Here is an 11,520-nt window from a genome sequence, read left to right as displayed (position 1 = left end):
CTTGGCTATCCTCGTTCCGCCCCATGGTGCTCAGTCCGGGGCCTGCCGTGGCAGGCCTCCAAAAATGAAAGGCCCCCGTCCGGTTCGTCCGGCGGGGCTTTTCATTTCGGAACGAGCTACCGCGCCTTGGGCTGGGCCGCCTCCCATTCCGGATCGACGGTGCCGCCGTCGAAGATGAAGCGCCAGGGGGCGTTCTCGGTCGCGCGGCGCCAGATGGTGACGTAGCGGACGGGCGGGCGCTCCACCACCGTGCCATCGGGCTTTTTCAGGCGGGAGCGTGCCTTGCCCCAGCTATAGCCCAAGGTGCCGTCGGCCGAGACCGAGGCATCCTCCGGCGCCCATTCCAGCTCCAGCCCCGGCGGGAACAGGGTGGCCAGCGCGGCCCGGTCCACCTTGGCTTGAGGCCGGTTCAGCAGGGTCACCTCCTCGGCGGCAAAAGCCTGGAAGGCGGCGCCCACCCCCACCTCTTGCGCCCTGGCGGCGAAAGCGCGGTCGGTGTCCAGGATGGCCTGAGCAGGGTTAACGGCAGCGGGGCTGACAGCGGCGGGGTTGCCGGGCGGCGGGCCGGCCGCCACCAGCAAAGGCGCCGCCAGGACGCAGGCGGCCAGGCCCAAGGGGAAACGCAAACGGGACACCATCCTATCCTCCCTCGCGTCATGGCTCTTGGCCGCCAGGGTAGCAACAAAAAGGGCGCGGGAATATCCCGCGCCTCAGTCAACCTTGCGCTGTTGTTTAGGACGCGACCGCGCCCGCTGGAGCGAGTGCCGTGCCGTTCGGATCAGAAGCCGACGCGGATGTGGCCCATGACGGCGTGGTCGGTGCGGTCGCCATTGTCGAACGTCCCCTGGTAGGAGACGGCGACGTTGAAGCCGTTGCCCTGGATGGCAAGACCGCCGCCCCCGTAGTAGGAGGTGCGCTTGCCGGCGCTGGCGAAGGTATCGGCCACTTGGCCGCCCGGCAGGGTGCCCTGGAAGGCGCGGTCGTCATTCAGGAACTCATGCTGCACGCCGGCCTGGATTTGCGGCGCCACCACCACGTCGCCCATGACGAAGGGGATGGCCAACTGGCCGCCCGCCTGGGCGCGGAAGCTTTCGGCGTCGAAGTCCGGCACGCTCAGCGCCAGGGCGCCCGCGTCCTTTTCCGTGTAGCTGTGGATGCTGGCGCGCGTGTAGCGCAGGCCCGCCGTGGGGCCCAGGGCCACATTGCCCAGCGTCACGTTGTAGCCGCCCGACAGGCTGGCGCCATAGGTGCTGCCGTTGGGCGTCGCGTTGCCCCAGGGCTGCGGCGCAAAGCCGGTCTGGCGCTGCATCTGGGTGAACTCGTCATAGCCGTAGGTGATCATGCCGTCGGCGTAGAAGGCGCCCATGGTGGCCGTGGCGTAGGCCATCAGATTGTAGGCGTGCAGCTCATCCTTTCCGAAATTGTTTTGGAAGCGCATGCGGTTGTCGCCATAGCCCAGCGCGATGCCGGTGGTGACATAGTCAGACACCCGATAGTCCACGCCCAGGGCGCCGGTGTAGCTGTCGTAATTATAGGCCATCTGGCCTTCAAGGGCATCGCGGTCGCCGGTGCCGTAGTTGCCATAGAGGAAGACGCCGACACGGCCGTCGCGGCCGGTCGAGGTGCCCGTCCCCATGCCGCCGCCCACGCCGGCGACCCCAGTGCCGGAGCGGATGCCGTTCAGGCGGGCGCGGACGGCGCCGGTCATGCCGTCATCGGCGATGAAGTTCAGCTGCGTCGCGGCCACGGCCGCCTGCGGCGCCTGCAGCACGGTGGTCAGGGTGCCCGCCACATATTCCGCCACCAGGGTGTGGCCGGTGGTGGTGGGATGCACGTCGTCCCAAAACAGCATGGTGTTGATGTTGGCGGCGGTGCAATAGCCCGTGGCCTTGCCGCCCAGCAGGCAGGAATGGGTGGCGTCGGTGATGCCGTAGGCCGACGGGTTGGCCTGGATCATGCTGAAGATGGTGTTCACGTCCACCAGGATGACCCGGGCGCCGGCTGTGCCGTTGAGGCTCTTGGTCAGGTTCAGCACGTCGGCGTTGTGGATGGCCGTCAGCTGATTGGCCTGCAACGAGGCATCCGCCCCCTCGGCCGAGATGGACGGGGTGTTGCCCAGGTTGGGCAAGTTGAAGATCAGGAAATTGCGGGCGCCGGCGGCGATCAGCTTGTTGGCGCCCGTGCCGATGTTGCCCACCACCGTCGCCGCCTCGGTCGCCGCGGGCACGGAGGAACCGCTGGTGGCGTACTGGAAGTAGTCGTTGGCGCCGATCCACAGGGAATACAGCTGGTTGCCGGTGATGGTGGGCTTGGCCGCCAGGAAGGCGTTGATCTGGTTCAGGAAGTCGATGGGACGTTCCGCCGTGGAGCGGGCGCCGCCATAGGCGTAGCTCTTGAACGGCACGCCACCGATCAGCGCGCCCACCTTCTCATCCCACAACGGGCCGTTGGAGAAGCGGCCATTGTAATAGGGCGCCGGCGGCGCCAGGCCCAGGGGCACCAGATTGCCCGGGTCGCTGAGGCTGTCACCGAAGACGATACCGGCGGAATATTGCTGCGCGTGCGCGGTGAAACCGACGAAAGACGCCATCAGCGCCACCGCCATGGCAGTGGTCGTGCGTAACATCCGGCTGGTCATGGGCTCCCTCTATCCCTTCACGGCGGGCCGTTCAGGCGGCCCGCTCGTTCTTGACGCGAGGGCAGAGTCCCATGAAAGCATCCCCCGGCGTCAAGGGCCCAAAAGTCACAAGGCCGCGAATATCACCGGTTGTGTCGTGGCGGCAGCAGTTGGGGAATCGCAACGATCCGGCCCCACCCCCCGGGACGGAGCCGGAACCGGAAGCGCTTACTTCAAGCCGGACAGGTAGGCGATGACGTCGGCCCGGTCCTGGGCGGCGGGGATACCCGGGAAGGCCATGCGGGTCCCGGGCACCAGGGCCGCCGGCTTGGTCAGGTAGACGTCCAGCGTGGCGGCGTCCCACTTCAAGCCGGCGCCCTTCATGGCGGGGGAGTAGTTGAAGCCTTCTTCCGAGGCCGAGGCGCGGCCGACCACGCCCCACAGGTTGGGGCCCAGCTTGTCGGCGCCATCCTTCTCGGCGCTGTGGCACGCCTTGCAGCGGACGAAAATCTTTTCGCCCTTTACCGGGTCGCCGGCGCTCTGGGCAGCGGCGGTACCCGAGACGGCGATGGCCAGGACGGCGACGGCGGCGGCAATCTTCATGGAACGACCCCTGTTGTTCTTCCCGTGTGTCGGTATTTCCCAAGGCCATGCGGGGCCTGGGCGAAAGTGGCGCGACGGTAGGGGGCGGCCGATGACGCTGTCAATCGGACGGACTGTCCCGACCCGCAAAAAGGCGGGACAAATTAGGGGGATAGCACAGCCGGGGGGGGGGGGGACGGCGGCGCACCGTCCTCCACCTCAGGCTTCAGTCGCCCACATCCAGGGTGGGCTGGCCGCGCAGGCCGCCGCCGTTGAAGCGCCCACCATTGAGGCGACCCATATGGTCGGCGGCGCGCTGGGCCGCCTGGGCGCCCCGCTGCGCCAGGGTGGGCTTGATGGGCTGGGCCAGGGGCGCCGCATAGACCCTTACCGGGCGGTTGGGCCGCAGGACCCACAGCACCGCCAGGGCCGCGACGGCGCCCACCGCCGCCGGCAGCAGCGACACGGCGGCGGCCACCAGGCCGGAAACCACGGTAAGATCGAACAGCATCCCGGGGCGGGCGGGCGTGACCACATGGGCCAACAGCACGCCCACGCCGATGACCAGAACCCAGACGCCCCACTGGCGAGGGGCGGCCACCGACAGCAGGAAACCGGCGATGGCCAGCATCACCAGGGTGCCGTCCAGACTGGCGGAGGTCAGGTCCCACAGGCCGGCGGCGGCGCCGAAGCCCGCGGCCGTCAGGGGCAGAAAGACAGTCTTGAGCAACATGGCGACACGCTGATCCCGAAGGAGGAACACCCGTCCGGCACCCCTACCCCGATTGGCAGTTGCCATAGGGGGAAGGCGTCCGGCGATGGTGCTATTCAACACCGGGATTGCGGCGGAAGCCGGGCAACGCTGGGACTATGACGGGGCGATTGCCGCCAAATGTCCTGCGTCACCATGCGGCGGCGGCCTCTTGAACAAGCGCCCAGGCCGCCCATGGGAACGGCCATATCCGATCACAGCTCCTCGGGATCGGAGGGGTAGGGGTCGCCGCCCTTGACCACATAGCCCCGTTCGGGGGGAAAGCGCTGCAGGGTCTTCGACACGGCCAATTTGGTGCTGGAGGCCCACACCAGGTACCGCCGGCCCATGCGCCAAGACGACACCACCGGCTCTGGCGCGCCGCGCGACAGCGTCTGGAAATTGGAATGGGCGATGGTGACGGTGAAGCCGCTGTCGTTGGGCATGCGCCGCTCGTCATAAACGTACAGCAGCGCCTCGTCCGCGCGGCGCGCCTCGGCCAGGCGGTCGTGCTCGGTGACGCTGCTGCGCAGCTCCTCCAGTTCCGCCGTCATCTTGCGCTCCTCACGCTTCAGATCCAGGGTCAGCTTGGCCTTGTCCCGCACCGCCTGGAACAGCTCGTCCACCTGGCGGCGGCGGGCGCGCGTGTCGCGGCGCATGCGGCGGATGCGACGGGCGGTGGAGCTGGCGACCTGCCCGGCGGCGGTGAGGCCGGCGGCGATGCCGAACAGCAGGGAAAAGCTGATGGCCATGGCTCAGCCCCGCGGGGCGGAGGTGTCGGCCTCCGCCAGGTGGATGTCGCCATCGTCCATGCCCGCGCCTTGGTCCCCCGCGCCGTCCTGCGACGGCTCGCGAATCTCGATGATGTGGAAGCCCATGGAGTGGGGGTAATAGCTTTCCACCAGGGTCTTGGCGTCACCGACATTGGGCGCCCAGGCGTGGACGTTCTGGGTGCGCGCCCAGCTGCGCGACAGGCCCATCACCTCTTTCTGCTCCATCACCGCGCGCTGCACATGGCGGTTGATCACGGCCGCCACGAAATGGCGGGCGGGCCGGCCGGGTCGGGTGAAGGCGTCCTCCTCCCCCAGCACGCGGATCAGCTGGTCGCGCCTGGCCTCCAGGTCGGCCACGCGGCGGGTGGACATGTAGTTCTGCCGCCGGGCGGATTTCAGCGCATTGTCCAGGCGGGCCACGCGCGGCATGATCTTGCCGCCCCGGTCCTCGAACTTGCGGAACAGGATGTTGGCCTCCTGGAAGCGCTCATCCACCCGGTCCACGCCTTCGCTCATGTGCAGATGACGTTCCACCAGATGCGAAATGGCCAGGGCGGCGAGGTAAGACAGCCCCGCCACCATCATAAAGATCGCCACCGCCGTCAGCAGATCGCTCATAAGCCGCTTTTAGTCGGATATGGTTGGTGAACGCCCCCCACCCGCAAGGCAATCCCGGAGACCGGGCGCTGTCAAGCGACGGTGGATCCAACCATTAGCATTACCCCCGCCGCTGCGATAGGTTTCCCGCCATGATCCCACCCGCCACCACCGCCCCCCGGCGCCTTGACGTGACCCTGGTCCCGGCGCTCAGCGACAATTACATCCACCTGCTGCGTTGCGCCGCCACGGCGAAGGTCGCCGTCGTGGACCCGGCGGAGGCCGCCCCTGTGGTGGCCGCGCTGGAGCAGCGGGGCTGGACCCTGGACCTGATCATCAACACCCACCACCATGGCGACCATGTCGGCGGTAACCTGGAACTGAAGGCCCGCTTCGGCGCCGCCATCGTCGGCCCCGCCGCCGATCGCGACCGCATTCCCGGCATCGACCGCGCCATCGCGGATGGGGAAAACTTCACCGTGGGCGCCTGCCCCCTCACCGGCATCGACGTGCCCGGGCACACGCGCGGCCACATCGCCTTCCATGGTGGCGAGGACGCCGTGCTGTTCTCCGGCGACACCCTGTTCTCCATGGGCTGCGGCCGCCTGTTCGAGGGCACGCCGCAGCAGATGTGGCACTCCCTGACCCGGCTGCGGGCCCTGCCGGGGGAAACCGCCGTCTATTGCGGCCACGAATACACCGCCGGCAACGGCCGCTTCGCCCTGACGCTGGAGCCGAACAACGCCGACCTGGCGGCCCGCATGACGGAAGTCACGGCCTTGCGCGCCCAGGACCGCCCCACCCTACCCACCACCCTCGCCGTGGAGCGGGCCACCAACCCCTTCCTGCGGGCCGACCTGCCGGCGATGGCCGCCGCCGTGGGCCTGGACGGCCGGGATCCGGTGGCCGTCTTCGCTGAAATCCGCCGTCGGAAAGACAATTTCAGGGGATAAATAACCCTTGGCCCCCGCCTCTTTCTCGAAAGCCTGACCGTCCCATGAAGCTATTCTACAGCCAGACCTCCCCCTTCGTGCGCAAGGCGCTGATGGTCGCCCATGAGCGGGGCCTGGTTTCCCGGATCGAGCTGTCGCCCACCGATGTCTGGTCGCCGGAAACGGTGGTGCCGACCCTGAACCCCCTGGGCAAGATCCCCACCCTGGTGACCGACGACGGCATGGCCCTGTTCGACAGCCCGGTCATCGCCGAGTACCTGGACAGCCAGGGCACCCAGGGCCAGCCCCTGTTCCCCCGGCCGGGCCGGAGCGCTGGCGGGCCCTACGCCAGCAGGCCATCGCCGATGGCATCTGCGACGCCGCCATCCTGCGCCGGCTGGAGGGCCTGCGGCCGGAGAACCTGCGCTCCGCCAACTGGACGGAGCGCCAGCGCCAGACCATGACCCGCGCGGTCGAGCTGCTGGAGGCGGAGGCCGACCAGCTGCAGGGCCTGACCATCGGCACCCTTTCGGTCATGATCGCGCTGGCCTACCTGGACCTGCGGTGGGAATGCGATCACTGGCGGCAGCGGGCCCCCAAGCTGGCCGCCTGGTTCGCCCAGGCCAGCGACCGCGAGAGCTTCCGCCTGACCGTGCCGCCCCGGGGGTAAGGAATGGCCGCCACTGCCTTGGACGCCGAGGGGATCATCCGCCTGCTGGGCCTGCGACCGCATCCGGAGGGCGGGCACTACGTGGAAACCTATCGCCACGTACCCACGGGGGGCGGCTCCGGAGAAACAAAAAGGGGCGCGTCCACCGCCATCTATTTCCTGCTGAAGGCGGGGGAGCGGTCGCACTGGCACCGGGTGCGCGACGCGGACGAGGTGTGGCATTGGCATGCCGGCGCGCCCTTGCGCCTATCGCTCTCCGCCGACGGCCTGGGCACGGCCGACCTGATCCTAGGCGCTGATCTGCTCGCCGGCCAGCGGCCCCAGGGCGTGGTGCCGGCCGGCCAGTGGCAGGCGGCGGAAAGCCTGGGCGACTGGACCCTGGTGGGCTGCACCGTGGCCCCGGCCTTCGAATTCCAGGCGTTCGAAATGGCGCCGGCCGGCTGGGCGCCCGGGAACGGCCATCCCGCCGATGGCGGACCTGCATAACGGCGGTTTGCAATCCGGCCGCCTTTGCCCGATAAACGCGGCCAAAGTGGCCCCTTACACCTAGAGTATTCCCATGGGATTCAATTGCGGCATCGTCGGCCTGCCCAACGTCGGCAAGTCGACCCTGTTCAACGCGCTGACCAGCACGGCGGCGGCGGAAGCGGCCAACTACCCCTTCTGCACCATCGAGCCCAATGTGGGCCGTGTCGGCGTGCCCGACCCGCGCCTGGACAAGCTGGCGGCCATCGCCAAGTCGCAGAAGACCGTTCCCACCCAGCTGGAATTCGTGGACATCGCCGGCCTGGTGCGCGGCGCGTCCAAGGGTGAAGGCCTGGGCAACCAGTTCCTGGCCAACATCCGCGAGGTGGACGCCATCGTCCACGTACTGCGCTGCTTCGAAGACGGCGACATCACCCACGTCGAAGGCTCGATCCACCCCACCCGCGACGCGGAGACGGTGGAGACCGAGCTGATGCTGGCCGACATGGACAGCCTGGAGAAGCGCCTGCCCGCGCTGCAGAAGAAGGCCAAGGGCGGCGACAAGGAATCCAAGATTTTCGCCGACCTGATCGAGCAGGCGCTGGTGGTGCTGCGCGACGGCAAGCCGGCCCGCGTGGTCCAGGTGTCGGATGAGGACCGCCCCTATTGGCGCCAGCTGCAGCTGTTGACCGCCAAGCCGGTGCTGTACGTCTGCAATGTGGAGGAGGCCTCGGCCGCCACCGGCAACAGCCTGTCGGCCCAGGTGGCCGAGATGGCCAAGGCCCAGGGCGCGGTGTCGGTCGTCATCTCCGCCGCCATCGAATCGGAACTGGCCCAGCTGAGCGATGAGGACAAGACCGAGTACCTGTCCTCCCTGGGGCTGGAGGAGCCGGGCCTGAACCGCCTGATCCGCGCCGGCTACGGCCTCTTGAACCTGCTGACCTTCTTCACCGTCGGGCCGAAGGAAGCCCGCGCCTGGACCGTGCGCCGCGGCGCCAAGGCCCCGGAGGCCGCCGGCGTCATCCACACCGACTTTGAACGCGGCTTCATCAAGGCCGAGACGGTGGACTTCGACAGCTACGTCGCGCTGGGCGGCGAAGCCGGGGCCAAGGATGCGGGCAAGTTGCGCATCGAAGGCAAGGAATACGTCGTCCAGGACGGCGACATCTTCCATTTCCGGTTTAATGTTTGATCGCCGAGGCCCGCGGCTAAGGGCCATGGTTGCGCGAACGAAATGAAAAAGGGCGGCCAGGAAAACCCGGCCGCCCTTTCTGTTTTCAGCGCTCGCTGTCCAGCGAAGCCATGGCGTGCGCGTTGTAGCGGTCGCCGGCGGCGCTGTCCATGGGCACCGCCCGCTCGATGGCGGCCAGGTCGTCGGGCGTCAGCGTCACGTCCAGGGCGCCCAGGGATTCCGCCAGCCGGTCACGGCGGCGGGCGCCGACCAGGGGGACGATGTCCTGGCCCTGCGACAGCACCCAGGCGATGGCGATCTGGGCGACGGTGACGCCCTTCTCCGCCGCCACACGGCGCAGTTCCTCCACCAGGGCCAGGTTATGGTCCAGGTTCTCCCCCTGAAAGCGGGGGCTGTGGGCGCGGAAGTCGACGCCTTTGCCCTTGTCTTTGCTCCCCCAGTCCTTGCTCCAATGGCCGCTGATCAGCCCGCGCGACAGCACGCCATAGGCGGTGATGCCGATGCCCAGGTCCCGGCAGGTGGGCAGGATGTCCCGCTCCAGCCCCCGCGAGATCAGCGAGTATTCGATCTGCAAATCGACGATGGGGTGCACGGCCACGGCGCGGCGCAGGGTGTCCGACCCCACCTCGGACAGGCCGATGTGGCGGACGTAGCCGGCCTTCACCATGTCGGCGATGGCGCCCACCGTGTCCTCGATGGGAACGTTGGGGTCCAGGCGGGCGGGGCGGTAGATGTCGATATGGTCCACCCGCAGGCGCCGCAGGGTGTAGGACAGCGCGTTCTTCACCGCCGAGGGGCGGCCGTCGAAACCAATCCAGTTGCCGGCCGGGTCGCGCTGGGCGCCGAACTTCACGCTGATCTGCACATCGTCGCGCTTATGGGACCGGGTGAAGCCGGCGTCGGCCAGGGCGTCGCCGATCAGCATCTCGTTGTGGCCCATGCCGTAGAAGTCGCCGGTATCCAACAGGACGACGCCGGCATCCACCGCCGCGTGCAGGGTGGCGATGCTCTCGGCCCGGTCGCTGGGACCGTACAGGTCGGACATGCCCATACAGCCCAGGCCCAGGGCGGAGGTGGCGGGACCTTTGGCGCCTAAGATACGCTGCAGCATCGTTTTTTCCTCAAGTGGCGGGAAGCTTGGAAACGGCGTCGGGCCGTTGTTGAGCTGGACTATGCCGCCAAAGGCACCGCGTGATAATCTGGGCAATCATCAATGCGCTGTTCGATAATTCGAACAATAGGGTCTCATGGCTGCTCCCAACCTCGCCGACCTGGACCTGTTCCTGGCCGTGGCGCGCCACCGCAGTTTCCGCCGCGCCGCCAAGGAGCGGGGCGTGGCGCCCTCCACCCTCAGCCTGGCGCTGAAGCGGCTGGAGGAGGATCTGGGTGTGCGCCTGCTGAACCGCACCACCCGCAGCGTGACGCCGACGGCGGCCGGAGAGCGTCTGGTGGCCCGGCTGGCGCCGGTGTTCAGCGAGGTGGCGGAATCGCTGGATGAGGTGAACAGCTTCCGCGATACCCCCACCGGCGTGTTGCGCCTGAACGTGCCCATCGTCGTTTCCTGGCTGATCCTGGCGCCCCTGGTGCCGCGCTTCCTGGCGGCCTATCCCGGCATCACGCTGGAGATTATCGAGAACAACGCCTTCGTCGACGTCTTCGCCCAGGGCTTCGACGCCGGTATCCGCTATGGCGAGGCCCTGGCCCAGGACGTGGTGGCCGTGCCCATCTGCCCGCCGCAGCGCTACGTGCTGGCGGCATCGCCCGCGCTGATCGCGCGCGAGGGCATGCCCGACCACCCGCGCGACCTGATCGGCCGCCCTTGCCTGCGCCACCGCTTCGCCGACAGCGCGGTGCAGCCCTGGGAATTCGAACACGGGGATGAGGTGGTGCGCGTCCTGCCCGATGGCCGGCTGGTGGGGAACAGTGTGCAGATCGCCATCAGCGCGGCCGAGGCGGGCCTGGGGTGGTTCTGCACCTTCGAAGGGTTCCTGGCGCCCTCGCTGGCCGCCGGGCGGCTGGTGCCGGCGCTGCAGGACTGGCTGCCCCCTTCCCCGGCCCTTACCTCTATTACCCCAGCCGCCGCCACGTGCCGGCGCCCCTGCGCGCCTTCATCGACTTCATGAAGGGGAATTATGAGGCGGAGATGGGCGCCCGATAGCGCGCCGGTGTCACACCCAGGCGGCGGCGGAAGGCGCTGACGAAGGCGCTGGTGCTGCCATAGCCGGCCTCCAACCCCGCCTGCGTCACCGACAGGCCGGTGCCCAGCAGGCTGGCCGCGTGCAGCAGGCGCAACTGCTGGCGCCACTCCCCGAAGCGCAGGCCCGTCTCCTCCTTGAACAGGCGTTGCAGGGTGCGGGCGCTGGCGCCCACGGCGGCGCCCAGCGCCTCCAGGTCCGCCTCGTCCGCCGGATCCTGGCGCAGGCGCTCGGCCACGGCCAGGGCGCGGCGGTCGCGCGGCCAGATGAGCGACAGGGGCAGCCGCTCCGCCGCCGCCAGCCGGTCCATCACCACGCCGGCCAGCCGCGCCTGGTCCACCCGGTCGGCGCGCAGCATGCCCACCGCCACCACATGCAGGATCAACTCGCGCAGCAGCGGCGCCACGCCCAGCACCTGGCAGCCGGCGGGCATGGCACCCGCCGCCGCGGCCAGCGCCGGGGCGATGTAGAGCGTGCGCATGGCGACCCCGCCCCGCATCTCCACCATATGCGGCGCGCCGGGCGGCAGCCACACCGCCTGGGCGGGCGGCACCAGCCAGGCGACCCCATCCGCCACCACCCGCATGACGCCGCGCGCGGCGTACAGCAGTTGCCCCCAGTCATGCTTGTGACTGTGCAGCCGGTGGCCGTCACTGAAGGTGAGCGCCAGACTGCGGATGAGGAAGGGGTCGGCCATCTTGGCGCCTTTGCGACAAAGATCGTCATCCTAGCGCAAGACGGCCACG

General features: G+C 68.8%; 14 protein-coding genes. 6 read left to right on the top strand and 8 right to left on the bottom strand.

Annotated elements, in window-relative coordinates; translation table 11 throughout:
• Window positions 1-116: 116 nt before the first annotated feature.
• The 6 genes from UAJ10_RS14765 to UAJ10_RS14740 form a co-directional block, all read right to left on the bottom strand.
• On the bottom strand, window positions 117-638 hold the full coding sequence (locus tag UAJ10_RS14765) for a hypothetical protein (protein WP_322916048.1): 522 nt from the start codon (window positions 636-638) through the stop codon (window positions 117-119).
• Between the two features lie 140 nt (window positions 639-778).
• Window positions 779-2,638, bottom strand: a complete 1,860-nt coding sequence (locus tag UAJ10_RS14760) for an autotransporter domain-containing protein (RefSeq protein ID WP_322916047.1) — start codon at window positions 2,636-2,638, stop codon at window positions 779-781.
• Between the two features lie 207 nt (window positions 2,639-2,845).
• A complete protein-coding gene (locus UAJ10_RS14755; RefSeq protein WP_322916046.1) occupies window positions 2,846-3,220 on the bottom strand; it encodes a c-type cytochrome in 375 nt (124 codons plus the stop codon).
• 205 nt (window positions 3,221-3,425) lie between these two features.
• On the bottom strand, window positions 3,426-3,932 hold the full coding sequence (locus tag UAJ10_RS14750; RefSeq protein ID WP_322916044.1) for a hypothetical protein: 507 nt from the start codon (window positions 3,930-3,932) through the stop codon (window positions 3,426-3,428).
• A 233-nt stretch (window positions 3,933-4,165) separates the two neighbouring features.
• Window positions 4,166-4,702 carry a hypothetical protein gene (locus UAJ10_RS14745; RefSeq protein WP_322916043.1) on the bottom strand — a complete coding sequence of 179 codons (537 nt, stop codon included), beginning with the start codon at window positions 4,700-4,702 and terminating at the stop codon, window positions 4,166-4,168.
• A gap of 3 nt (window positions 4,703-4,705) precedes the next feature.
• Window positions 4,706-5,341 carry a hypothetical protein gene (locus UAJ10_RS14740; protein ID WP_322916042.1) on the bottom strand — a complete coding sequence of 212 codons (636 nt, stop codon included), beginning with the start codon at window positions 5,339-5,341 and terminating at the stop codon, window positions 4,706-4,708.
• Window positions 5,342-5,472: 131 nt separating this feature from the next.
• Here UAJ10_RS14740 and gloB point away from each other — a divergent pair, with 131 nt between their 5' ends.
• The 5 genes from gloB to ychF all read left to right on the top strand — a co-directional run bounded on the left by gloB (window position 5,473) and on the right by ychF (window position 8,579).
• Entirely contained in the window at window positions 5,473-6,273 is an 801-nt protein-coding gene (gene gloB / locus UAJ10_RS14735) for a hydroxyacylglutathione hydrolase (protein WP_322916041.1), read from the top strand.
• A gap of 44 nt (window positions 6,274-6,317) precedes the next feature.
• Window positions 6,318-6,716 (top strand): glutathione S-transferase N-terminal domain-containing protein, encoded by a 399-nt coding sequence (locus UAJ10_RS14730; protein WP_322916040.1) that lies wholly within the window; start codon window positions 6,318-6,320, stop codon window positions 6,714-6,716.
• On the top strand, window positions 6,713-6,922 hold the full coding sequence (locus tag UAJ10_RS14725) for a glutathione S-transferase family protein (protein WP_322916039.1): 210 nt from the start codon (window positions 6,713-6,715) through the stop codon (window positions 6,920-6,922). The genes UAJ10_RS14730 and UAJ10_RS14725 overlap by 4 nt, the downstream gene beginning before the upstream one ends.
• Window positions 6,923-6,925: 3 nt before the next feature.
• Window positions 6,926-7,408: a cupin domain-containing protein gene (locus UAJ10_RS14720; protein WP_322916038.1), complete on the top strand. Its 483-nt coding sequence runs from the start codon at window positions 6,926-6,928 to the stop codon at window positions 7,406-7,408.
• A gap of 73 nt (window positions 7,409-7,481) precedes the next feature.
• A complete protein-coding gene (gene ychF / locus UAJ10_RS14715) occupies window positions 7,482-8,579 on the top strand; it encodes a redox-regulated ATPase YchF (RefSeq protein WP_088871893.1) in 1,098 nt (365 codons plus the stop codon).
• 85 nt (window positions 8,580-8,664) lie between these two features.
• On the opposite strand, the gene UAJ10_RS14710 is transcribed toward ychF, so the two are convergent.
• Window positions 8,665-9,690 (bottom strand): aldo/keto reductase, encoded by a 1,026-nt coding sequence (locus UAJ10_RS14710; protein ID WP_322916037.1) that lies wholly within the window; start codon window positions 9,688-9,690, stop codon window positions 8,665-8,667.
• A 136-nt stretch (window positions 9,691-9,826) separates the two neighbouring features.
• Here UAJ10_RS14710 and UAJ10_RS14705 point away from each other — a divergent pair, with 136 nt between their 5' ends.
• Window positions 9,827-10,702, top strand: a complete 876-nt coding sequence (locus UAJ10_RS14705) for a LysR family transcriptional regulator (protein ID WP_322916036.1) — start codon at window positions 9,827-9,829, stop codon at window positions 10,700-10,702.
• A 7-nt stretch (window positions 10,703-10,709) separates the two neighbouring features.
• Here the strand turns inward: UAJ10_RS14705 and UAJ10_RS14700 are convergent, their stop codons facing one another.
• Window positions 10,710-11,471 carry an AraC family transcriptional regulator gene (locus tag UAJ10_RS14700; RefSeq protein WP_322916035.1) on the bottom strand — a complete coding sequence of 254 codons (762 nt, stop codon included), beginning with the start codon at window positions 11,469-11,471 and terminating at the stop codon, window positions 10,710-10,712.
• Between the last annotated feature and the right edge of the window lie 49 nt (window positions 11,472-11,520).

Source organism: Nitrospirillum guaranorum (genome assembly GCF_034653275.1).
GTDB lineage: Bacteria > Pseudomonadota > Alphaproteobacteria > Azospirillales > Azospirillaceae > Nitrospirillum.
The sequence above is the reverse complement of the archived record's forward strand: the minus strand, read 5'-3'. Positions and strand labels throughout refer to the sequence as shown.